General features: G+C 40.1%; 30 protein-coding genes and 3 pseudogenes. 30 read left to right on the forward strand and 3 right to left on the reverse strand.

Annotated elements, in window-relative coordinates; genetic code table 11:
* The first annotated feature begins 142 nt into the window (after nucleotides 1–142).
* The 5 genes from NL644_RS12430 to NL644_RS12455 all read left to right on the forward strand — a co-directional run bounded on the left by NL644_RS12430 (nucleotide 143) and on the right by NL644_RS12455 (nucleotide 2,851).
* Nucleotides 143–541, forward strand: coding sequence for a DUF6232 family protein (locus NL644_RS12430; RefSeq protein ID WP_017058505.1), 399 nt, complete (start codon nucleotides 143–145; stop codon nucleotides 539–541).
* A gap of 135 nt (nucleotides 542–676) precedes the next feature.
* Nucleotides 677–1,147 carry a hypothetical protein gene (locus NL644_RS12440; RefSeq protein ID WP_114324156.1) on the forward strand — a complete coding sequence of 157 codons (471 nt, stop codon included), beginning with the start codon at nucleotides 677–679 and terminating at the stop codon, nucleotides 1,145–1,147.
* A gap of 143 nt (nucleotides 1,148–1,290) precedes the next feature.
* Nucleotides 1,291–1,632 (forward strand): SH3 domain-containing protein, encoded by a 342-nt coding sequence (locus tag NL644_RS12445; protein ID WP_180769110.1) that lies wholly within the window; start codon nucleotides 1,291–1,293, stop codon nucleotides 1,630–1,632.
* Between the two features lie 154 nt (nucleotides 1,633–1,786).
* Nucleotides 1,787–2,221 (forward strand): GNAT family N-acetyltransferase, encoded by a 435-nt coding sequence (locus tag NL644_RS12450; RefSeq protein WP_114324154.1) that lies wholly within the window; start codon nucleotides 1,787–1,789, stop codon nucleotides 2,219–2,221.
* Between the two features lie 159 nt (nucleotides 2,222–2,380).
* On the forward strand, nucleotides 2,381–2,851 hold the full coding sequence (locus tag NL644_RS12455; protein ID WP_253658436.1) for a GNAT family N-acetyltransferase: 471 nt from the start codon (nucleotides 2,381–2,383) through the stop codon (nucleotides 2,849–2,851).
* A gap of 150 nt (nucleotides 2,852–3,001) precedes the next feature.
* Here the strand turns inward: NL644_RS12455 and NL644_RS12465 are convergent, their stop codons facing one another.
* Nucleotides 3,002–3,280: a type II toxin-antitoxin system RelE/ParE family toxin gene (locus tag NL644_RS12465; RefSeq protein WP_114324153.1), complete on the reverse strand. Its 279-nt coding sequence runs from the start codon at nucleotides 3,278–3,280 to the stop codon at nucleotides 3,002–3,004.
* Nucleotides 3,277–3,561, reverse strand: a complete 285-nt coding sequence (locus tag NL644_RS12470) for a type II toxin-antitoxin system RelB/DinJ family antitoxin (protein ID WP_114324152.1) — start codon at nucleotides 3,559–3,561, stop codon at nucleotides 3,277–3,279. The genes NL644_RS12465 and NL644_RS12470 overlap by 4 nt, the downstream gene beginning before the upstream one ends.
* Nucleotides 3,562–4,314: 753 nt before the next feature.
* Between NL644_RS12470 and NL644_RS12480 the strand changes: the two genes are divergently transcribed.
* The 25 genes and pseudogenes from NL644_RS12480 to NL644_RS12620 all read left to right on the forward strand — a co-directional run bounded on the left by NL644_RS12480 (nucleotide 4,315) and on the right by NL644_RS12620 (nucleotide 21,043).
* Complete coding sequence (locus NL644_RS12480; protein ID WP_114324150.1) at nucleotides 4,315–4,743, forward strand: hypothetical protein; 429 nt, start codon at nucleotides 4,315–4,317, stop codon at nucleotides 4,741–4,743.
* Nucleotides 4,744–4,747: 4 nt separating this feature from the next.
* A pseudogene (locus NL644_RS12485) lies at nucleotides 4,748–4,850 on the forward strand (DUF3265 domain-containing protein).
* Between the two features lie 596 nt (nucleotides 4,851–5,446).
* Nucleotides 5,447–6,452, forward strand: a pseudogene (locus tag NL644_RS12490) (S66 peptidase family protein).
* A gap of 118 nt (nucleotides 6,453–6,570) precedes the next feature.
* Nucleotides 6,571–6,918 carry a hypothetical protein gene (locus NL644_RS12495; RefSeq protein WP_031780756.1) on the forward strand — a complete coding sequence of 116 codons (348 nt, stop codon included), beginning with the start codon at nucleotides 6,571–6,573 and terminating at the stop codon, nucleotides 6,916–6,918.
* A gap of 133 nt (nucleotides 6,919–7,051) precedes the next feature.
* Nucleotides 7,052–7,759, forward strand: coding sequence for a hypothetical protein (locus NL644_RS12505; protein ID WP_031817710.1), 708 nt, complete (start codon nucleotides 7,052–7,054; stop codon nucleotides 7,757–7,759).
* 111 nt (nucleotides 7,760–7,870) lie between these two features.
* A complete protein-coding gene (locus NL644_RS12510; RefSeq protein WP_114324148.1) occupies nucleotides 7,871–8,317 on the forward strand; it encodes a GNAT family N-acetyltransferase in 447 nt (148 codons plus the stop codon).
* A 215-nt stretch (nucleotides 8,318–8,532) separates the two neighbouring features.
* Nucleotides 8,533–9,444 (forward strand): hypothetical protein, encoded by a 912-nt coding sequence (locus NL644_RS12515; RefSeq protein WP_147269936.1) that lies wholly within the window; start codon nucleotides 8,533–8,535, stop codon nucleotides 9,442–9,444.
* 152 nt (nucleotides 9,445–9,596) lie between these two features.
* The gene (locus NL644_RS12525) at nucleotides 9,597–10,130 is read left to right on the forward strand and encodes a hypothetical protein (protein ID WP_114324146.1); all 534 of its coding nucleotides are present in this window, start codon (nucleotides 9,597–9,599) and stop codon (nucleotides 10,128–10,130) included.
* A 407-nt stretch (nucleotides 10,131–10,537) separates the two neighbouring features.
* Nucleotides 10,538–10,975, forward strand: a complete 438-nt coding sequence (locus NL644_RS12535; RefSeq protein ID WP_041852942.1) for a DUF5675 family protein — start codon at nucleotides 10,538–10,540, stop codon at nucleotides 10,973–10,975.
* An 11-nt stretch (nucleotides 10,976–10,986) separates the two neighbouring features.
* Nucleotides 10,987–11,469: a hypothetical protein gene (locus tag NL644_RS12540; RefSeq protein ID WP_253658437.1), complete on the forward strand. Its 483-nt coding sequence runs from the start codon at nucleotides 10,987–10,989 to the stop codon at nucleotides 11,467–11,469.
* Nucleotides 11,470–12,182: 713 nt separating this feature from the next.
* On the forward strand, nucleotides 12,183–12,650 hold the full coding sequence (locus tag NL644_RS12550; RefSeq protein WP_253658439.1) for an Sbal_3080 family lipoprotein: 468 nt from the start codon (nucleotides 12,183–12,185) through the stop codon (nucleotides 12,648–12,650).
* A 160-nt stretch (nucleotides 12,651–12,810) separates the two neighbouring features.
* Nucleotides 12,811–13,407 carry a glutathione S-transferase family protein gene (locus tag NL644_RS12555; RefSeq protein WP_114324208.1) on the forward strand — a complete coding sequence of 199 codons (597 nt, stop codon included), beginning with the start codon at nucleotides 12,811–12,813 and terminating at the stop codon, nucleotides 13,405–13,407.
* 146 nt (nucleotides 13,408–13,553) lie between these two features.
* Entirely contained in the window at nucleotides 13,554–14,075 is a 522-nt protein-coding gene (locus NL644_RS12565; protein ID WP_114324207.1) for a GNAT family N-acetyltransferase, read from the forward strand.
* Nucleotides 14,076–14,179: 104 nt separating this feature from the next.
* Nucleotides 14,180–14,581, forward strand: coding sequence for a DUF2007 domain-containing protein (locus NL644_RS12570; protein WP_114324206.1), 402 nt, complete (start codon nucleotides 14,180–14,182; stop codon nucleotides 14,579–14,581).
* Nucleotides 14,582–14,722: 141 nt separating this feature from the next.
* Complete coding sequence (locus tag NL644_RS12575) at nucleotides 14,723–15,331, forward strand: pyridoxamine 5'-phosphate oxidase family protein (protein WP_114324205.1); 609 nt, start codon at nucleotides 14,723–14,725, stop codon at nucleotides 15,329–15,331.
* A gap of 151 nt (nucleotides 15,332–15,482) precedes the next feature.
* A complete protein-coding gene (locus NL644_RS12580) occupies nucleotides 15,483–15,896 on the forward strand; it encodes an RDD family protein (RefSeq protein ID WP_301338968.1) in 414 nt (137 codons plus the stop codon).
* A 205-nt stretch (nucleotides 15,897–16,101) separates the two neighbouring features.
* A pseudogene (locus NL644_RS23110) lies at nucleotides 16,102–16,203 on the forward strand (GNAT family N-acetyltransferase); the annotation flags it as partial.
* A 142-nt stretch (nucleotides 16,204–16,345) separates the two neighbouring features.
* On the forward strand, nucleotides 16,346–16,987 hold the full coding sequence (locus tag NL644_RS12585) for an alanyl-tRNA editing protein (protein ID WP_253658441.1): 642 nt from the start codon (nucleotides 16,346–16,348) through the stop codon (nucleotides 16,985–16,987).
* A gap of 120 nt (nucleotides 16,988–17,107) precedes the next feature.
* Entirely contained in the window at nucleotides 17,108–17,395 is a 288-nt protein-coding gene (locus NL644_RS12590; RefSeq protein WP_047009857.1) for a putative quinol monooxygenase, read from the forward strand.
* 143 nt (nucleotides 17,396–17,538) lie between these two features.
* Nucleotides 17,539–17,835, forward strand: a complete 297-nt coding sequence (locus NL644_RS12595; RefSeq protein ID WP_047009856.1) for an antibiotic biosynthesis monooxygenase — start codon at nucleotides 17,539–17,541, stop codon at nucleotides 17,833–17,835.
* 92 nt (nucleotides 17,836–17,927) lie between these two features.
* The gene (locus tag NL644_RS12600) at nucleotides 17,928–18,533 is read left to right on the forward strand and encodes a hypothetical protein (RefSeq protein ID WP_114324203.1); all 606 of its coding nucleotides are present in this window, start codon (nucleotides 17,928–17,930) and stop codon (nucleotides 18,531–18,533) included.
* 97 nt (nucleotides 18,534–18,630) lie between these two features.
* Nucleotides 18,631–18,984: a DUF1428 domain-containing protein gene (locus tag NL644_RS12605; RefSeq protein ID WP_114324202.1), complete on the forward strand. Its 354-nt coding sequence runs from the start codon at nucleotides 18,631–18,633 to the stop codon at nucleotides 18,982–18,984.
* A gap of 298 nt (nucleotides 18,985–19,282) precedes the next feature.
* Entirely contained in the window at nucleotides 19,283–19,909 is a 627-nt protein-coding gene (locus NL644_RS12610) for a LysE family translocator (protein WP_114324201.1), read from the forward strand.
* A 169-nt stretch (nucleotides 19,910–20,078) separates the two neighbouring features.
* Nucleotides 20,079–20,543 (forward strand): DUF2846 domain-containing protein, encoded by a 465-nt coding sequence (locus NL644_RS12615; protein ID WP_114324200.1) that lies wholly within the window; start codon nucleotides 20,079–20,081, stop codon nucleotides 20,541–20,543.
* 158 nt (nucleotides 20,544–20,701) lie between these two features.
* Entirely contained in the window at nucleotides 20,702–21,043 is a 342-nt protein-coding gene (locus NL644_RS12620; RefSeq protein ID WP_041852946.1) for a hypothetical protein, read from the forward strand.
* Nucleotides 21,044–21,089: 46 nt separating this feature from the next.
* Here NL644_RS12620 and NL644_RS12625 read toward each other — a convergent pair whose 3' ends face one another.
* The gene (locus NL644_RS12625; protein ID WP_046875198.1) at nucleotides 21,090–22,445 is read right to left on the reverse strand and encodes an FUSC family protein; all 1,356 of its coding nucleotides are present in this window, start codon (nucleotides 22,443–22,445) and stop codon (nucleotides 21,090–21,092) included.
* Nucleotides 22,446–22,454 lie beyond the last annotated feature (9 nt).

The raw sequence follows: 22,454 nt of genomic DNA on the forward strand, positions 1-22,454 counted from the left end.
AAACTAACAAACTGCTCAAGAGGGATTCGCAACGCGTGGCATTTTTACTATGCGTTGATTTTAGTGATTAAGGTGGTATGCAGCGGCTTCAGTATTGCGTTGTTCACCCCTTAGCAGGGCGTTATACGAATAGAGGGAAATTATGTACAAAAGTACTGATTTTAACTTGGATTCAAAAGAGTTCAGGTTTAAGAAAGACTCATATCCTTTGTCTAAGATAAACAATGTTAGGGTTAAAAAGTTAAGTTTTCTTGATAATTTAGGTCAAGTTTTATTCTGGGTGTGTGTGTTTTCAGGGGCAGTTTGGTTAGTTATTCCAAGGTTGGAAGAGGTGCCACAATGGCTACTCGTTTTAGTTCTTAGTCTGACGGTTGTAGGTTTGGTTTTTGCTCTTTTTCGTTGTTCTAAATATGCACTTCAAGTCGAGTTTCGCCACATAGATGAAACGGGCGTTCAATGGGTTAATGTAGCTAAGTCATACTCAAAGTCAGATTGTGAGTTATTTGAACAGCAAGTGTTGGCACTGAAGAAATTCGTATAACAAATTGTTCAAGAGTGATTCGGCACGCGTGGCATTTTTACTATGCGTTGGTTTTAGTGGTTAAGGTGTTATGCGGAACCTTCGGTATTGCGTGCCTCACACCTTAACAAGGCGTTAGCAAAATAGGAGTCATTTATGAGTGTTGTGGATGAAGTAAAGAAAATTGATATAAATACGGCAACTGCTGTGACGTTGTTTTTCTTCTCTGTTCTAGCGCCGGGGTTGTTAATGATGTTTCTTTATAAAAGGGAACTGTTTGTTGAACTGGAGACTTTAAAACTGGTGTTACTTTCCTTAGCTCTTGGTGCTCCTGGAGTTGTTCTTCCCCAGTTTATGTCGACTATTTGCACTGCTGTATATCCACTAAAGTTGAATGTTCCTAGACCACTATTTGGTGATCCCAAAGAATGGTTTTTTCGACACTCAATCAGTAATGCTATTAACATGTATTTGCTCATTTTTATAGGTTACGTATTCGAGTTTCAGTTTTATATATTTGCTTGGGTATATTTAGTATCTATTGTTCTACTAAGTGTTTATGAAATTATCTACCTCATCAAGAGGGGGATTAATCCGGAGAAATATCCTCCGATTGACGTGGAGTAATATTGCTAACAAACGCTTCAAGACGGATTCGCAACGCTCGGCGGTTTTGGTTTGAATCTGCTTTAGTGTTTACGGTGTACTAATTGACTGTTGTGGTGGCGTTGCTCACCACTTAAGCGGGCGTTATGTACTTTGGAGAAAATATGGAAGTAGTTACTACTGAAAAGCACGTCTCAGAATATCCCAATCCGTTTTATTTGAAACAAGGCGATAAAGTAGCTCTAGGTACAATTGACGACGAGTTTCCCAACTGGATCTTTATAACCAGCAGTGAAGGGGATCAGGGTTGGGCTCCAGTTCAATATATCGAGAAGATTGAAGGTTGCTCTGAAGGAATCTTGCTTAAAGACTATGACAATGTTGAGCTCAATACTGTCATTGGTGAAAAACTATCAGTGCTATTCGAACTCAATGAGTGGTATCGAGTTTCGAGGTCAACGGGTGAAGTTGGTTGGGTACCAGTGCGCTCGGTACAACGTACATAACAAACAATTTAAGAGGGATTCCCAACGCTTGGCATTTTTGCTTCTACTTCAACTTTAGTGGTTACGGTACAATGCCTTAGGTTGGGTGGTAGCGTTGCTCACCCCTTAATTGGGCGTTATAAGCTTATCCGTAGTTGTAGGTTTGGAGAGTTAGGTGTACGAAACCCGTAAAGCTGAAAATAGTGACTATGAGTTCCTATTCGAACTTAAGAAATCAGCAGAATTTGAACCAATCAAAGCTGTATTTGGTTGGGACGAAAGTGTTCAAAGAGAAATTCATCACAATGAGTGGGGCGAAGAAAAGCCAACCATAATCGAAGTCGATGGAATCGCAGTGGGCAGTTACTTGGTGCAGTATCATTCTGAGCACCTGTACTTTGGTCGCTTTTTCCTATTACCAGAATATCAGGGTAAAGGAATTGGTAGCCAAGTATTAAAAGCGGTCATTGAGCTTGCTGAACAAAAGTCGTTACCGATAAAGCTTTGCTACTTACAAGGAAACCGAGTAGGGCAACTTTACCAAAGGTTTGGCTTTGAGGTTACAGGGCAGGATGAACAGTTCGTGCACATGCTCAAACCACGCTTATAACAAGCAATTTAAGAGGGATTCACAACGCTCGGCATTTTTGCTTCTACTTCAAATTTAGTGTTTATGGCACAATACTTTAGGTTTGGGTGGAGGCGTTGTTCACCCCTTAATTGGGCGTTATGTAGCCGCGAGAGGACGGTAAGTTAAAAGGGTTTATATATGTTAAATATTCGGCAAGCTCGTATTGAAGATATCAGTGTTATCAAGAAACTACAGTTTCAGCTTAATGAGTATCATCAAGCAAATTTACCTGATGACTTTTTATCACCGGAAGAAATTGAACAAAAAATAGACCTACACAAGATAATCAAAAGTGAAAGCTCGATTTTTCTGGTAGCCGAAAGCAAAGGGCAGTTAGTAGGTTTTGTTTTTGGTGAGCTATGGGTTCGTAAGTCTTGGACTCTCAAAGAGCGAAAGATCGCAAACGTTGAACAGATTGTTGTGGATTCATGCTTTAGGAGTCAAGGTGTTGGAGTGGCGCTAATAAAGGCATTTGAGGAACGGGCTATTTCTAACGGCGGAGAAGAGCTGTGGTTAGAAGTATATTCTTTCAATGAATCAGCTCTAGCTTTGTATCGCAAAGCTGGTATTGAGCCCAAGATCCAAATTGGACAGAAAGCACTAACCTGAAAGTCGGCTACATAACAAATTGTTCAAGAGTGATTCGGCACGCGTGGCATTTTTACTATGCGTTAGTTCTAGTGGTTAAGGTGGTATGCGGAAGCTTAGGTATTGCGTGCCTCACACCTTAACAAGGCGTTAGTTCCCCAGAGAAAGCAATCAATCCATAGGAAATTTTTGTTTCTGGTGGAGTACGCGCATGATTCGGATAATGTCGCCTTCGATCCAATAGGAGACGATCATCGAAATCTCGGGAATTATAAGTAATCGCCCACGAACACCGTCTCGCTGTACACCCATAAGAGGCTGCTCTAGCAAGTTTTCTACCTTTGCTTCAATGAGGTTGTCAGTTTTTTCTGCCGCATCAGGGTTAAAGTCATAGAGAAACTCAAAGATCTTTTCACGATCATTAAGTGACTCTTCTTCCCATAAAATCATTGCTTACCTCGATTACGGATTCTGGCTTTGCGTTCTTCCATTCGAGATTTAGCAGTTTGGTGCTCAACGAAAATGGATTTTCCTGAGTCAAACTTCTCAAATGCTAGGTTTACTTGTTCAGTTAGCCACGCATCGTGAGATAATGTTTTTCTTTGTTGTTCAGCGAGTTGCTCAGTAAGTTCTCGGCAAGCATCACTTAGTGTGCGACCTTGGCTCTCAGCCATTTGTTGAGCTAGGCGTTTTGTTTCTTCATCAACACGAAATTGAATTCTAGTGTCCATGATGTATTCCTTTTTTGGTGTGTGTACAAATGTTAGCACTAGCCTTTACGATGGGCAACTAACAAACAATTTAAGAGTGATTCGGCACGCGTGGCATTTTTACTGTGCGTCGGTTTTAGTGATTATGGTGGTATGCGGCAGCATTGGTATTGCGTGCCTCACACCTTAATTGGGCGTTAGGCGCAGTAAGAAATTTCTTGGTTCAAATCTCTAATTTCTCTTTAGCTACTTGTTCCAGTTTTTCGGCAATTTGGCCTTATCTACCCAAGTTCATGAATCACTCAACCCGTAAAACATGTCAAAGTTCGCGGGTTGCCTCATTGAGTTTTGTAGTCGGTTTGTTGTTAGTTTCTTGGGCTCAAATCGCTTCAAGTTTGTCTGTCGTGGAAATGGATTTATTGGCTGAAATTTCGCACTGAAAGTTAGTATTTCCAAATTCCATATGTATGCGCTGATTCGCCAATTTCTTTGGTGTTTTGGTTGCAGTGGGTTTCAGAGACTTAGCCGCTTTAGCATTTGGGTTTTAATTAAATTCAGTGGATTACGTGTATTTCTTTTTCCCAAAAGGTGGTTTTCTAAATCCCATTTTAACTATTTGCGTGAAGCGCCTAACAAAGCATTTAAGAGTGACTCTCAACGCTTGGCGATTTCAGTTTAAACTTGGTTTTAGTGTTTAAGGTGCGGTGGTTTAGGTTAGGTGTTTAGCGTTGTTCGCACCTTAATGCGGCGTTAGGCTTATCGGAGGAAATATTTGTGGATAATACTTTGATTACGACATTTTTAGCCGTTGTAGGAGCTGTAATAGCAGTAGCAACATATATCCGTACTAGAAATAAAGATAAAACCAAGATTAAAATATTTGTAAAGCCGCATCCCAAACAAGCAGAAAATATAGAAAAATTACATGAGAATAAAGATAGCGTTTGGGACAATGATAAGTCACTACCTGTATATCAGATTGAAGTGAAAAATGTTGGCTTTACTGATGTAAATATAACTAAGCTCAACGTTGTCTGTTCAAATGGTATGGTGAGAACCGTACGGTTACCAGCTGATAGTTTAATTAAGCCTAATAACCGTATGCTGTTTAACAGTTTTCTCGACTGCGAGGATAGCTTATATACTATTGCAAGAGTTAACTTAGAAGACGCTACCGGAAAAGAATTGAGCCAAAAAGCCTAACAAACTGTTCAAGAGGGATTCGCAACGCGTGGCATTTTTACTATGCGTTGGTTTTAGTGTTTAAGGTAGTATGCGGGAGCTTCGGTATTGCGTTGCTCACCCCTTAACAGGGCGTTAGGCGACGGGCAGAAAAGTTCTTTGTTCTCATCTTCTTAGCTCTCTTTGAGCATTCGTTTTTCTAAGTCGGCAATTAAGCGTTGTCGGCTCAAATTCTGGAATCTCTTCGGCCATAAAACATGCCAAGGTTCGCGGGTTGCCTCATTGGTTTTCACAGTCGGTTGGTTGTGAGTTTCACTGGCTCAAAGTGTGGAAAGGACAGGTTAATCGAGGCTTTCGTTCTTGCTTTACGTTTGCAGCTTTATGCTTCGTCTTCTCAAAAGCAATTTGATCGCTGAAAGTCTGTATTTCGTGATCGTTGGCATCTTAGCTGAAACATAGTGACATTTGTGGTTCTTGAATCACAAAAAGTCAGTGGGTGTTTGGTTGCTTATTTGGTTTCGGGTAATCTGCTTGCAAACATCATTGAACACTGGTGGGAAACTTCGCCTAACAAGGCGTTTAAGGCGGATTCACAACGCTTGGCGGTTTTGGTTCAAGTTAGGTTAAGTGTTTAAGGTACAATGGTTTAGGTTTGGTGGTTTGCGTTGTTCACCACTTAACGCGGCGTTATTTTGCTTATTTTAATTATGGAGGATAAGGGTAAGTGATATTCCCACAAGCTTTAAAAGTTGGTGATAAAATTGGCTTTTTCTCACCCTCATCACCAGCAACGGCTTTTGCGCCAAATCGCTTCAGGCGAGCAAAATCTTGTCTGGAGTCTCAAGGCTTTGAGCTAGTGGAGGGTCATCTTACTGGCTGTTCTGACTCATATCGCTCAGGCTCAATTCTAGAACGTGCAGAAGAGTTTAACCGATTAATCCGTGACCCTAATGTACGGTGTATCATGTCTACAATTGGTGGTAGCAATAGTAATTCTCTATTGCCCTACATCGACTATGAAGCACTCAGAAACGATCCCAAGATTATCATTGGTTACTCTGATGTAACAGCTTTGCTACTGGGTATCTATGCTCAAACAGGGCTTATTACTTTTTATGGTCCTGCACTGGTTGCATCACTTGGTGAGTTTCCTCCCTTAGTTGAAGAAACACTTAAGTCCTTTCTGGAAATCTTATGCTCGGAGTCTGACTCATACCAGTACACAATGCCTTCGTCGTGGACAGATGTTAAGCACGACTGGGAAACTCAAGACTCTCCAAAAACTAGTTACGTAAATTGAATGGCAATTTTTAGGTAATGGCCAAGTTAGTGGTCGTATAATTGGGGGCAATCTGAATACCATAGCAGGCATATGGGGTAGCCAATATATGCCTAAGATAGAGCCAGGCGATATCCTCCTGCTTGAAGACTCTCTCAAAGGTATAGAAACAGTCGAGCGCTCTTTTGCCCATTTAATGGCTTGCGGTGTGTTTGAAAAGGTTGGTGCAATTGTATTAGGCAAGCATGAACTGTTTAATGACAAAGGGACGGGGCGCACGCCGCTTGACGTTTTGTTGGAAGTGTTAAATGGTAAAAACGTTCCTATACTTTACGGTTTCGATAGTTGTCATACGCATCCAATGCTGGTTACACCTCTGGGTGTTCATGCTTCAATTGATTTTGACAGCCACACCATTGGGCTTGAAAGCCAGTGGGTAACAGCAAAATAACAAAGCATTTAAGAGTGATTCGCAACGCTTGGCGTTTTCGCTTCGCTCAAAGTATAGCCAAGCATTGCTCACACCTTAATGCGGCGTTATGCGCTCGCAGAAATGGAGATAATCAATCATGGAAGATTTAGCTAATTCGTTAAGAAGTTCTGGCCTAAAAGTCAAAATTAAAAAAGGAAAAATTGCAGTTCGGCTTGACGGGCTTTCAAATCCGGTTTCGATAATAAAAGATATACCTGCTGATGAGTATAAAGTGAAAACGAATGATTCGATTCTATCGATAATTGCCTGTCTTTTGCTATTTATTGGTCTGTCAGGTATTTATGAGTTTAGTGGTAATGCTTTGATAAATATTGCACTTATCTCCGTTTCTATATTGTCTTTTGTTACAGTGTTACTTACAGAGTTTAAGCTGACTAAATTACGCGCTACTGTAGTTGCGTTCAATCGTGGAGAACGCGCATAACAAATTGTTCAAGACCGATTCGGCACGCGTGGCATTTTTACTATGCGTTGGTTTTAGTGGTTAATGTGGTATGCGGAGACTTAGGTATTGCGTGCCTCACACCTTAACAAGGCGTTAGTTTTTAGAGATATTTATGAAAAATTTAACTTTGCTATTTGTATTAATATTTCCAATGTTAGCAAATGCTGAACTTCAGTGCCCTCCTAATTCTTCTCCTGATTATCTCGGTAAAAATTGTTATTGTGATACTGGGTTTGAGGTGAAAAATAATCAGTGTTCAAAAATTGAAGTCCCAGAAAATGCAACGATCTCAATGTTAGGTGGTTGGCAATGTAACATGGGCTACAAGAAGACTGGTGACAAATGTACAAAGGTTAAAGTACCTGAAAATGCCACCTTAACTTATGGTGGCAGTTGGTCTTGTAACACTGGCTATAGGAAGGTGGGAAATGGATGTGACAAAGTTCAACTACCTGAAAATGCACAATTTACATATGGCGGTAGTTGGTCGTGTAACAAAGGATATAAAAAGAACAATAACAAATGCGATAAAGTAAAACTGCCAAAAAATGCACATTTTACCTTTGGTTCGACATGGCAATGTGATTCAGGGTTCAAACAAACTGGTAATTCTTGTGTATCGATGACAAATAGTGAATTGATTCAACAAGTAAACTTGTTAAATAGAATGCTAATGATGCAGATAGCTAAATCCGGAGGTGGTGACTGTACTGCTGCATTTAGAGCTTGTGAAGATGAATGTGATGACCAGTTTTCTTCATACCGTGATGAAGATATGTGCGTAGAAGCATGTGAAGAAGGTAAGCGTGCGTGTGAATAAAAACTAACAAAGCATTTAAGAGTGATTCGCAACGCTTGGCGGTTTCGCTTCGCTCAAGTATAGCCAAGCGTCGCTCACACCTTAATGCGGCGTTATGTGCTCGGAGGAAATATGGAAATTCAGAAAGTTCTAAAAACGGATTTAGACGTAGTAACAAGGCTTGTTTCAGAGGTCTCTACCAAGGATGTGCTTCCATTGCTTAATGAACAAGGCAAGCAAGAGTATAAGGACAGAGTGTTACCTGACCTAGTGTCTACTCTTGATGATGAGAAGTTTTCATCAATTAAGGCGGTATCGGGTGGAGAAGTTCTAGGTTTTGCTGCCTTGCGTGGTGGAAATTATCTAACCCATTTGTTTGTTGCAAATTCACAGCAGGGTTCAGGTTTAGGTCGTACTTTATTGAATCATTTGCTTAATCAGACAGACGCTCGTGAAGTTAGCCTACGTTCATCGGTGAATGCTGTTGGTTTTTACAATCGTAATGGTTTCGTAGCAACAGGTGAAGAAGCAGAGTTCAACGGAATTCGGTTCGTGCCAATGTCTTTAGTACGCACATAACAAGGCGTTTAAGACGGATTCACAACGCTTGGCGATTTCAGCTCAAGTTAGGTTAAGTGTTTAAGGTACAATGGCTTAGGTCTGGTGGTTAGCGTTGTTCACCACTTAACGCGGCGTTATACGCATTCGGTTGTCACAGAATCTAACTATTGATATTCATCTTGTTTCTCATTGCTGATACATTGTGTGGGTGTTCATCCTTGTGCGAGGTTGCTGTGGGAAATAATAGTATTACTTATGCAATTTATAATCCTCAATGGAAATATGGAACAGACGAAAGGCTGCTTAAAATAAGCGGGAAAAAAGTCAGTCCAGAAGATTATGAGCAATATATGCAGGGCTTAATATATTGCCCAGAATGTTACACCCCTCTTTCTCGAAATCCTTCGCATAAGAATCTTTCTAAGAATGCTAAAACTGCTCATTTTAGGCATTTACCAAGTTTTAAAGATGTGCCATGTCTTTATCATACAACGCAGCAAGCTGGCTTAAACTATGTGAACGATGAGTTGACCAGTGAAACTGAAGAAGATAATCAGTTTAGGAAAGTCAAAGAATGGGCTAAGCTTCCACCTGAAAAGTATATGAAGGCAAAATCTCAAGTTGTATATCAAGGTGTGAATCATGATCCTGAGGGAGAAAAAACAGAGGTACCTCTTCCAAGGCATACTGGCGACAAGATAAAACGTGGAGCCAATATTGAAACTGTTCAGTATATCTGTTGGCATTTGGACGAGTTAATTAATGTAGGTTTCACATTACCTGGAAAACAAGTAAGTCTTCCGCTGAAAGATTTATTGTATAACGTCAAATTTATTAAACGCGGCATAAGCGAAGTTCCTCAACTTTTTTATGGCAAAATGAGCGGGGTTCATCTTCAAATCTTCCGAAATCGCTCTAAGATTCAATGTAATGGTAAGCAATTTATGTATTTGTTTACACACAGCGAGCATGATGAAAGAAAGCGATATGACGCAACATGCATAGGGCGATATGTTATGTTTTTTGGTTCGGTGAAGTGGGATGAGCATGGTGTTCCATATGTTATGTTGGATGACTGGGGGACTTACGCAGTAATACCTAAAAAGTTCGAATCGTTGTTACGGTCAATCCCTAGTTTTTACTAATGTCATGCGCATAACAAACAATTTAAGAGTGATTCGGCACGCGTGGCATTTTTCTATGCGTTGGTTTTAGTGGTTAAGGTTGTATGCGGTAGCATTGGTATTGCGTGCCTCACACCTTAATTGGGCGTTATATTTTATATGGAGATTGTAGTTTGGGTAACCCAGGTAGTAATTCTGATAAATCAAGTTGTAAGTTTAAAGAATCAAATTGTAAGTATGAAGAGCCAAAAATAAAACCGTTTCTGGTGCTTTCTGTCGCATTTTGTAGTGCTTTAGGGGCTGGTCTTGCTGGACTCTTTTTCAAGCCACTCAATTCACTTTTAGAGAAAGATGCGACGTTTATTTATGTTGACTCGGGAACTAATAATCTCAAGTTCGTTAATGAAGACCCTAAATCAAATGAACCGCCCTTTTTCTATAGAAAATACAGTTCAATTGTATTAAGAAATGAAGGCGACAAAGCTGGAATAGTGACTTACATCAAAATTAACGGTGGCAAACAGATAGAACAGTTTTATGCTAGCCATACAGCTACTGATTTGAAATTAAGAAAAAAAGAGTTCCAAAAATCTGAAGCTTTGGTTTGTCCTCCAAAAACGTACTGTGAAATAACTTTTGAAGGCGAGTACAAAGTTACTAAACTTGAAATATCCAATGGTTTAAAAACCGACGAACTTAAAATATAACAAACTGTTTAAGAGTGATTCGCAACGCGTGGCATTTTTGGTTTTATTCAGCTTTAGTGTTTACGGCGCAATAATTTAGGTTCTGTGGTAGTGTTGCTCACTACTTAACGCGGCGTTAGGCGCTATTCACTTTAGGATTAGGGATGAACGTAGAATTTAAAGTGATCAATTTGGCGCGTGACATTTTAATATGCGTTGAGTTTTGTGTTTAAGGTGCATTGCAGAAGCTTTTATATTGCGTGCTTGTCCCCCTTAACGCGGCGTTAGCTGTCTACACTAAAGTTGGTGTAAAAAACTTAATGCTCAATTTCATTTAAGTTAGCGATGTCTCTATTAATGATGAAACGGATCTGTTGTAACAATACTCTTCTGTTAATTTCATTGATTTGATAGCTAGGATAAGAGCAATGAAAAAGCTAGATGAAGTTAAACTAAATCTAAAGCGAACAAATCAAATGGGAGAGACAACTTTAGGTAAGTTGACGATTGAGGGAGTAAGTAAAAGTTGGTTTGTATTGGAGCCCGCAGGACCAGACTCGATAACTGAAGGATCCGATAAAAGGATCAAGGCAGGGGCTTACAAATTATTGCCTTATAGCTCACCGAAGTATCCTAATGTATATGAATTACAAAATGTTCCAGGGAGAACGTTTATTCTAATCCATGCCGGAAATTATCACAAAGACACTCTTGGGTGTTTGATGCCTGGTAAAACGTGGGGGAGTGTGGCTAAATCTCATTACTATGTAGGTAATAGTAAATCGGCTCTGAAAGAAATTTTTGCTGAAATCGCGAGCTACAAAAAAATTACCATAAATATATCTAATCAGTTGGAGCAGCAATGATGATAAGGAATATGGCAATCTTAATTGTGTCTGTTTTTTGTTCAGGACTACTGTATGCTAAGACGCCAGAAGTAAGTCTCTTACATAACTGGATGATAGAAAACTACCAATCTATTGAATCAAACCTTGAAAAGAAAGGCGGTTCGAAAATAGTTCCTACGCTTTTTTCTTTGGTAGAAATTTGGAAACGTAGAGACGGAGCTATTTCCGGAGAAGTTTCTCCTTTATTGTTGGTTGCACTAAAAGTTGAGCCTCAGAATACTTTACTTTTACTATCTGAAAACCCGGAGTCTTTTGACAAATGGTTAAGTGAGCTAGAAGGGATGGTGTTCACAGACCATACAGGCAATGAGGCGAATCGGTTAGAAAAGTTAAGAGTTGATGTATTAGCAACAATGAAATCCTACTCTATAAAACAGCCGGATAAGTTAAAGTTAATGGCTGACGCACTTGTTGAAAGGTTGGAGGTTATAAAGGTGAGCGTGATAGATTAAGCCAGTGCTAGCAGCCAGCTAACAAAGTATTTTAGAGTGATTCGCAACGCGTGGCATTTTTACTATGCGTTGCGTTTAGTGTTTAAGATGGTGTGCGGCGGTTTCAGTATTGAGTCTCTCACACCTTAACAAGGCGTCAGTCGCCAGAGAAAGCTAGCAATCAAAATCATGTTTCTAAGCTCAAAATTTGGAAGCTGCTTGTTTGGTACACAGGCTCACCGTCGATGGTCAAAACTCAGTTTCAGCTGTTTTAGGTCCAAAGTTTTGCAATTGTTCTAGCGGTTTTTTTATTCTTTGGTGCTGGCAGAGTAGGGTAATCGAGAGCCTATTTTGGGTTGAAACTCCGCTCGGTAAGTTTCTTGGTACAAAAGCTAATTTATTTGCTGAAAGAACGTTTTCTCTGGTGTGGTAAGTTCCACGTGGTTTCATTGAGTAGCCGCTTTGAGGCTATGCCTGACTTAAGTGCATCAAAACACATAAGTTTTGTTGTTTGCAAAGTTTAGCTCAGCTTAAAATTGTCGCTCGTGCCTCGCGACTAACAAACTGCTCAAGAGGGATTCTCAACGCTTGGCAATTTGGGTTCTAAGTTTAGCTTTTGTGTTTATGGCACAATAAGTTAGGTTTGGTGGCTTGCGTTGTTCACCCCTTAACGTGGCGTTATGCAGCCACTTGAAATTCATTTACAATTATAGATTTATTAAAAGAGATGTAAAATGTACAAGAAACTAATCATTCTTAGCTTGTCTATTCTACTGGCGGCATGCGCAGCGCCAAAATATACAGTTAAAGCTATTTCGGAAGAGAACCAGAGCAAGGAAATTACTATTGTAAAAGATAACGCCACACGAGATGTTTTCTTGGACTCGGTACAAGAATGGTGTTTGGATACAGCACATAAATGTACGGTTGTAAGTGATGGAACTCTTCCTAAGAGCTCTGAACTTACGTTGACTTATGTATCGCGCTGGAGTTGGGACTTTAGAACGTTTATTGCAGATGCCCAAGTTAAGGCATATAAAAACAGTAAAAAAGTTGGCGAAGTAGAGTTCAAAGCGCCAAATAGTGCCAATTCAGATAAGTGGGGAAATGACAATAAACGAATCATCGCGATGATGGATTTACTGTTTGGGAAACAGTCGGTTAATGAAGCTCAGTTCAAAATTAAATCGGGCGAAATGTAGCGACGTAACAAACAGTTCAAGAGTGATTCCCAACGCTTGGCATTTTCAGTTCGAGGTTGGGTTTCGTGTTTAAGGCAAAATCGTTTAGTTTGGGTGGTAGCGTAGTTCATGCCTTAACTGCGCGTTATGCGCTTTTACGAATTGAAACATGGAGAGTGTGATGGTTGTATATGGAGATTTGCAGTCAGGTAACTGCTTAAAAGTAAAATTACTATTGTCATTCCTTGGCATTGAGCACCAATGGAAGCACGTTAATCTCTTAGATAACGAGACTAAAACAACAGAATTTTTAGCCCTCAATCCAAATGGTAAAATCCCGACAGTCGTTTTAGATGACGGTCGAGTACTCTGTGAGTCCAATGCAATATTGGGGTACTTTGCAGAAGATACACCTTATCTACCTAAGGACAGTTATCAAAAAGCAAAAATGTACGAATGGCTTTTCTTTGAGCAATACTCACATGAGCCTTATATTGCAGTAGCGCGTTTTATTCAGAAGTATCAAGGTATGCCGGAGCACCGTCTAGAAGAATATAAATCACTACAATCAGGCGGCCATAAAGCATTACAAATCATGGAGCTACAGCTGTCAAAAACTAAGTTCTTAGTTGGTGATAATATTTCTATTGCTGATATAGCACTGTATGCTTATACCAATGTCGCAGATGAGGGTGGTTTTAACCTAGAAACTTACCCAAATATCGAGCGTTGGATTGGGGTAATTCGCAAGTTGGACGGTTATGTAGGTATGTATTAACCACGCGCATAACATAGCGTTTAAGATAGATTCGCAATGCGTGGCATTTTAACTATGCGTTGAGCTCAGTGATTAAGGCGGTATGCGGGAGTTTCGGTATTGTGTTGATCACTCTTTAACAGGTCATTAGCCCTCAAAGGTCAAATATGGATATTTACCCAGAAATAGAGTTATCTAAAGCGCAGCATAATGCAATTGAGGCTCTGAGAAACAAGTCGTTTCCTGAACATCAGGTTGCTCGTTCTTACTATAAGCAACTCCCGCATATGAGAGTTCTGAAGTACGAAGGTGACCAGTTAGTTGGTTATATGGGATTAGACTACAGAGCTGTTCGCGTTGGTGATGAAATTTATAAAGTATTAGGTGTGAGTGACTTTTGTGTCGAGAGCACAGTTCAAAGACAAGGTATTGGTACAACAATGTTGTCTCAACTCAGCGAGTATGCGTCAACTAAAGATGTCGACTTCATCATTTTAGTCTCCGATTTGGATCGTTTTTATGTGGCTAATGGTTATGTGCTCCTTAACTCTCTAAGTTCTTGGTTGCGAGTTCATGAACATAAAAATTACGGTGTTGCTATAGAGCAAGTCGATGATTTATATGTTAAACCTATCAGCGGCAAAACTTGGGCTGTTGGTCATATAGATTGGTTAGGGTATATGTACTAGTCTGTAGTGGGTTAATAAACAGTTTGAAAAGAAACGCTACACGTGGCACTTGCAATTCGCGTAGCTTATACCTTACGAGAGCGTTTTTCCACAAGGAGTAATATGTGATTGTTGTAGCAAGGTTTTCTTTTCCTCATGAAGCTCATATTGCGAGAGCAAGCCTAGATAGTATCGGAATAGAAAGTTACATCGCTGACGAGCACACGGTGAATACTCAGTGGCTTTATTCAAATGCAATGGGCGGCGTTCGTCTGATGGTGGCCAAAAGTGATGCAGAAGACGCGAAACAAATATTTAGCAGTGATTTCTCAGAATCATTAGAAAATGAACTTGCCGTTGATGAAGGAAAAGATGTTTGCCCTAACTGTGGTAGTAAAGAGCTATATACATTTACAAAAGGTAAGCGTCCAGCTTTCTTAGTCTTTATTTTACTGGGTTTTCCATTGTTCTTTTACAAGCACGGTTATAAGTGTAAGCAGTGTGGGGAGTTCAGTGAAAAACTTTAAGCCGTTAGATAACAAAGCGTTGAAGAGGTAATTTGCACGCGTAGCATTTTTACTTTGCGTTAGGTTGAGTGACTATGCAGAAGTCAGGGTTCTGCTTACTTCCAAGCAAAGCATTATACGATAGTGAAGGGACAGCATTGAATGAGTGAAATTAAAACAATAGAGCAGTTAAAAGAAATTTACGCAGAGCCAAGTGCGAGAGCTAAAAATAAAGCGTTGCCTGCCCTGGATGTTCATGCGATTACATTAATTAATAATTGCCATTTTGCAGTTCTAAGTACCGCCGATACACAAGGCTATATCGATCTCTCTCCGAAAGGAGGGGAACCTGGCTTCGTAAAAGTTTTAGATGAATCAACATTGTTGTTCCCTGATAGCTCGGGAAACAATCGTATAGATAGTCTAAAAAATATCATTAGTAACCCCAAAGTTGGGTTGTTATTGATGGTAAATGGTATTGATGAAGTACTGCGTATTAAAGGAATTGCAAGTATTCACACAGACCCCAAATTGATATCTGCTTGCCCCGATGGAAGTAAAGATCCTAAGGTTGTTATCAAAATAGTCATCGAGAGTATGTACTTTCATTGTGCGAAAGCTGTGATGAGAGGGAAACTTTGGTCTGATGACTATAAAGTCAATCGCTCAATTCTCCCTTCATTAGCTCAAATCTTTAAAGATCAACAAAAGTTAGAAAATAAAGCGCTTAATCAAGAAGAGATGTTGAAATATTACCAATCCAGTCTTTAGAGCGAGTGTAGTAAAGTGTTTAAAAGGGAGAAAAATGCTTGGCTCTTTAGGTTTGACCTGCTGTACGGCACTATGGATTAGTTTTGGTGGGGATGTTACTCATCCCATAACGTTAGTCCACAAATAAACAATTGTTAGTCCAAATTTTAAAATGAAAAATGTAGAAAACTTTACTCTAGAAAATTACGTTTTGGCTAGTCCGGGAATTAGGTGTGTTGGACAAATGATTGATCTTTTTGTCAGTTTTAGCATTTTTACTCTCGTTTTATGGGGCGGCTTAGAAATCGGTATTGAAAAAGAGCTTGTTCGCGCTATGGGAGTAACTGCGACTGTATCGTATTACCTTTTTTCTGATTGTTTACCAAATGGTCAAAGTGTGGGTAAAAAACTTTTGGGCATTGCAGTTATAAGTGCAAGAACGGGTAAAAGGTGCAATATTTTTCAGTCACTTTTTAGAAATATTATTACTCCATTCTTCGGTTTTATTGACTCAATTTTCATTCTTGGTAAAAAGAGGCAACGGCTCGGTGATAAGTTAGTGAGAACAGTGGTGGTAGTTCACTAGCTTGTTTAAAAAATTGACAGCGCTGGGGGCTTGGGTTCAAGTCGGGCTTTGTTTTCAGGGTGGAACAGCTTCGCTTAGGTGGTGGCCTTGCTCACACCTCAATTCGGTGTTACGCAATCAGAATCAGTACGTAATTATGAATAAAGAACATTCCGAAGCTTTCATTTTGGAGATTGATAAGGTTTTAGCCCCGAGCGGTTTCAAGTTTATCAAATCTAGACGAGTATGGCAGCGCTGGGAAGTGAATGGAGTCGTATCAGATTCCGCAATTTATGGGTTGTTAGCTAAACCTCTGGATAGCGCTTAATATCCAGCCTTAAAAGCATCTAATAGATATAGCCTGCCAGCGCTCTATACGTAGCCTTACACTTGACGTTGAGGTTTCTCGGATTGACTTGGTAGACACTGAATGTACTATCAAGGATAGGACTTACTGCAAGGATAGCAGCATGAGCGAGAAATTATTTTGGGTTAATCCCTACCAAACAGAACTTAACTCAAGAGTGACCAATGTAGACGGAAATAAGGTTGAATTGGATCAGACTATCTTCTTTGCGGAGTCTGGAGGTCAAGAGAGTGATAAAGGAACGATTAATGGTATTCCGGTTTTGATTGCTCAAAAGTTAGGGGTTCGACTTATTTACACATTGGAATCTACTCCAAATTTTACTTTTGGTGACACTGTAACCACGCGTGTTGATTGGAAGCGTAGGTACGCCTTAATGAAGCTACACTTTGCTGCCGAAGTGGTGCTCGAGATGTTTTATCAGCATCGGGAAGGCATTGTTAAGATAGGCGCGCATATTTCTGAAAATAAGAGTCGCATAGATTTCGAGTGGTCTGAAAATATTGGTCCGTTATTGAAAGAAATTGAAACTGATGTGCAAGATTTGATTAACTCTGATTCAGTTATTATTAGTGACTTTTCCGATCAAGAGAGTGAAAGAAGGTATTGGAGAGTGGATGGGTTTGCGCAAGTACCTTGCGGTGGCACTCATTTAAAGCGCACATCAGAAGTCGGCCAAATTCAACTAAAACGCAAGAACATCGGGAAAGGCAAAGAAAGGGTTGAGATAACCTTATGCTCGTAAGTCGATACACGTGGCATATTAGTTCATGGTGAGATTCACATTTGCGATATGATGATTGAGATAGAGGGCGTGTTGGCTACTTCTTAACGAAACGCTACACGATAGGAGCGGGAGGATGATATGTCGAAGGTAGCATTGAAAGGCTTTATTTTAGTTCCGGAAAAGGATTTAGAATTAGTAAAGCATGAGTTAATAACTCACAAAAGGCTCACGCTAGAAGAGCCGGGCTGCCTTACTTTTCTTGTGACTCAAAGCCCGACTAATCCTTTTCGTTTTGATGTCTATGAGGAGTTCGTCGACAAAGCCTCTTTTAAACAACATCAGGAAAGAGTTCAAGCATCACATTGGGGAAAAGTAACAGCCAATGTTAAACGTCAATACCAAATCTTTGAATATGTGCATGACTAATCGAATCGGAGTGATTTAGAGCGTTTACGCTTTGTTTTTTAGGTTGCTCTACGCTCTACTATGTTGCTTTATTCATCTATTCACCTGGCCTAGTGTTCTTGATACTTTGCCGTGTTAAATCTAGAAATTTTAATGGAAGTGTTATGTTTAGAGTTGTGTATGAATGGCGTGTGCCAAGTGAAAAAATGGATGAGTTTCAAAATATCTGGCGTTCGACGACAGATTCAATTCATCAGTCAGTAGATGGGGCGTTTGGTAGTTTTATGCTTCGTTCTTACGATGTACCGGAAAAGGTTTTAACTATTGCCAAGTGGCGAACACGTGAAGACTGGGAGCGGTTTTGGGGAACTAATAACCCAGAAAAAATGAAGAAGATGAGTGAAATTGCAGAGCGTATTTCAGTTGAATCATTCGATGAAATTGAAGATAGAACTAAGTAGGGCCAGAGGCAAACAATAGAAACGTTAAAGTGATGCCTAATGCACAGTTTGGCGGACAATATGAAAGACAACCTTAACCAAGGAATAGGGTTATGCAGATTTTAATCGTTGGAGGTAGCAAGGGTCTAGGAAGGTTCTTGGCTACGAACTTACAGGATACAGAAACTTATACTATTTCTAGATCAAAGCTAGTTGAGGATGGAGTAGCTTCTGTTCGTCTTGATGTTAGTCCGGAGAAAAAACCAGATTACACGTGCTTCAAAGGTGTAGAGTTTGACATCATAGTTTATTTGGCGTCGATGTGGGGAGAGTCTTCAGAATTGACAACAAACGAACTGATTGAGTTTATGAATGTTGGCCCGATTGGGTATCTTAATTTAGTCAATGAGCTTAACGCTTTAGGTTCACTTAACGATAAATGCAATATTGTATCTATTGGCTCTACAGCAGAGCTTTCAGAAAGTAGTGAATACCCTGCATTCGCCCTCAGTAAAAGATTACTCAAAGATATTTCTAGCCAGCTGCAAAACGTTTATCGTGATTACCGCTTTACTCACTTTACAATAGGTGGGATCGGGCATGCAGAAGAGGAACGTATTGAGTATTCGAGCGTTCTGGAAATTATAAATACGCTAACTAAGCTAGATCCAAACACATACCTTTCAAATATGCATATAAAGTCCAAGCTAGGAATGTAGCTCTCAAGCTGTATTACGTACCTGCTTCTATGATTTGGCATCATGTGCATTCTTTTTATTGAGCTATGGTTATAACTCTAATGAAAGGAGTTTACTTATGTCATACATTGATGGGGTTGTCGCTGCAGTACCGACAGCGAATAAAGAAAAGTATATCGCACACGCAAAAATAGCAGCAGAAATGTTCAGGGAGTTTGGGGCCTTAAAGGTTATTGAGACGTGGGGAAGTGAAGTACCAGATGGTGAGATCACATCATTTCCCATGGCAGTTAAAGCTGAAAGCAACGAAACCGTTGTGTTTTCATGGGTAGTCTGGCCTTCAAAAGAAGTTCGAGACTCAGGGTGGCAGCGGATCATGGGTGATCCTCGAATGAGTCCTGAGAATAACCCAATGCCCTTTGATGGAAAGCGTCTCATTTATGGTGGATTTGATGTTATTTTGGAGCAGTAAAATACCAGAGAGCCCCAGCTTGATTCGTGACACTTGGCGCGTTAATCAGGATTACGCTTCTGATGTACATTATTCCGCGATAAGCGTTGATAAAACTCCATGTGGAGGCTTAGAGTAAAAATGGAAGGGATAAATTATTCACTGATTGTCGTATCAGCTATAGCTAGCCCCGGGCCTGCGATGGCAGGCACGTTAATGAACTACGGTCAACGCCTTGATAACCAACGGAAACCTAGACGTTGCATTACTTATAGTTCGATGAGATGTTATCCCGCAAGACGTTAATTTGGAGAAAAGAATGGATTCAAACTCACTATTATTATTTGTTGTCGCTTGTCTCGCTATCAACATGATTCCTGGACCTGATGTAATTTATATTGTTTCCAATACAATGAAAGGTAAATTATCTGCTGGGCTGAAAGCGGCTCTGGGGCTTGGTGTTGGTTACTTTTTTCATACACTAGCGGCATGTTTAGGTTTGTCAGCAATAATTCTGAGTTCATCTTTGGCTTTTAGCGTTGTTAAATGGTTAGGGGCCGCTTACCTAGTTTATTTAGGTGTTAAGTCATTACTGTCCATGTGGCGTGGAGAAAGTAAAATCGTTGAAAACAAAAATGTTGATAATAATAAAAATGTGTTTGTTCAGGGGGTTATTGTCAGCGTGTTGAATCCAAAAGTAGCGTTATTCTTCCTGTCATTTCTGCCTCAATTTATTGATACGTCTGCAAGCTCAACATCAATGCAATTATTAGTACTTGGCTTGCTGTTCAGCGCACTTGCGACGACATGTAACGTTTTGTACGCATCTGTGGGGAATTGGGTATTTAGTCGTTCACACTCTCAGCGTTACTCTAGAACTCTTGAAGGTGTTTCGGGTATTCTGCTTATCAGTCTAGCGAGTAAAGTGGCATTTAGTGATCGTTAGATACAGGGCATTTTATTCTCGTGATTTTTATATGGCTAATGTTTGCTCAACCTATACGTAAAATGAGTGCTATTGCATAGGTTGAATCACAAATTTCATAAATACCAATAAGTGAACGTATTTATTTATAGTATGGTTGGCGCGATTTTATCGTAGCTAGGTTAATAACATGAAAAATAAAGTAATTCTGTGTTCCGCATTCCTTTTGGGTTTGTCAGGTTGTGCTTCTGTTCCTACTGTTGATTCGACAGTATCAAATCAAATGAAATCATTTGAAGCACCTCAAAAGGGGAACGCAGGGATTTACATTTATCGAGAAGATGCTTTTGTCGGAGCAGCGCTTAAAAAGTATGTTTACGTCGATGGGGAATGTATTGGTGAAACAGCTCCTGGTGTATTCTTCTACCATGAGGTCGAAGGCAATAAAGAACATCAAGTAAGTACAGAGTCTGAGTTTTCTGAAAATCACTTAACTATCTTAACGGAAGAGGGCCGTAATTATTTCATTAATCAATACATTAAAATGGGTGTATTTGTTGGTGGTGCGGGCGTAGAACTCGTGGACGAAAGCAAAGGTAAAGCAGAAGTACTAAAAGTAGACATGGCAGAAAAAGGAAACTGTCCTTCGATCTAGTTTAACTGACTGATTTTACATTTAAAAGTACTTAAAAAAACACAACCCAGCGCTTGACATGAAAAGTTCAACGTTGGGTTGCGTTTTTATGGCCAACAGCTTTTACTTGGTGTTGTTATTGGTAATACATAAGCGTAAATCAGCAACAAGGATGTGTAATGAAAAATAAGATGTGGATCTTCGCAATTATCTTACTCATTGGTGGGCCTTCACTATTGCCATTTAGTCTGGAAGTTATTTCTATCATCGAGTTATTTGGGCTGTTAGGGTTGTGGACGGTTTATTCATCCTATGCTGAGTATTTGATCAAGCATCCTCGGCTCAAAAGAGGCGCATCTTTAGCTACATGTTGGGATCTTCAACCTCAAATATTATTCTCATTTCGTGATATTAAAGTATTCCCACCGCTGATATTTCATATGTTTCCTGTTCAAAGTGTGTTGGTTTGGTCTTTAATTTTTACCTTTTCGGGCGGTGTTATTTGCCATTATGTAATTTGATCTAACCATTGTTCAAAGCATTTCCTTATTAAGTTTAATTACTTGTTTAAGCGGTTACGCGGGGATGAAACAGGTCATTAAATAACTTGGCGATCATCAAAATGAGCATGATGTTTACCAGCATGAGTAAAGGTGTTTCGATACGATACTCCGGGGTCAAGTTAAGTGCGCCTGAGGTTAATACCACCAATAAATTGACGCCTAAGACTCTATGGATCATCAGCTGTGGTGTAGAAAATACCTCCCAAATCAAAATAATATTGATGAAATAAAATAACCCTAGTTGCCATAGCTCAGTCATCATGGGCATCAAGAAGATGTATTGCAGCAGTATCACTGAACCTGTTCCCAAAACGCCAAAGAAGGCATCTTTAACAACGCTAGGAGGCATTGTAGGTACTATTGATGAAAAGACACCGGCCAACATAGGGAAGATAAACCCACCTGGTACAGGGAGATAAATCCAAACCAATAACGAGGTGATAAACATCGATAGGCCTTGCAAAACCTTTCTGCGGTCTTCTTTCAAGTGCTGTATGAAAGTCCGGTGTTCACGATGCCAAGATGTTTTCTGTTTCACTTGTTCTGTCAATAAGGTACGACCAATTAGATGCGTGGTTGGCTGAGCGATATTAAATAGCGTCAGGTTTTGAGCCACAGGTTTCCAGTCAATATCATCACAGTGGGGCTTTTCCACTTGTTCAAGTAATCGTTCTTGAATACGTTTCATCTCTTCGAGGCGCTGATGCCACAGCTTTCGATGTTCTTTGAGGTGGTAACTGCCCGTGAGCGGTAATCCCAGTAGTTGGCACATCTTCTCAATGTTTGCTGTGTTGGTTTCAAGGGCATCAATATCAATGTCATTTGGTTTGTCTATAGCTTTAAGCAACACCTCACGGCTGCTCTCAAAGCGTTGAATGAAATTCTCTTCAGTATTCACTGGCCAAACCAAACGATAAACAACGGAGAAGGTAATGATGCCAAGAATAGTTTCCTGCATTCGAAGTACTGCGAAATGGAACGTCACTTGACTATCAAACCCTCCCATACAAGCGATGATAGAGCACACCGCAAAGCCTATGGAGAACACATAACCGTACTTTTCGTCGCTCGACATGAAAATGCATACACCTAAAAATAGGGTAAAAAAAGTCAGGAACAAGAAGCGATCTTGAGAAAATGCTGTGATGAGGAAAAAGGCATAGCCAATGCCCAGTAGGGTTCCCACTAGGCGGTTATGACCTTTGTTTATCGAGTGAGCGAAGCTTTCATTTAATGCCATTACCGCGACGGCGATCGCTGCCCAATAGGGTTTCTCCCATTGAAACCATAAGGCGAGGCAGATTGCGATAACGATAGACAGCGCAGCTTTAATTGCTTCTTTGGTTGAGGCATTAAACATACATTTCAC

The sequence above is a fragment of the Vibrio sp. Y10_XG_PY6 genome (genome assembly GCF_024181795.1).
Lineage (GTDB): Bacteria > Pseudomonadota > Gammaproteobacteria > Enterobacterales > Vibrionaceae > Vibrio > Vibrio diabolicus.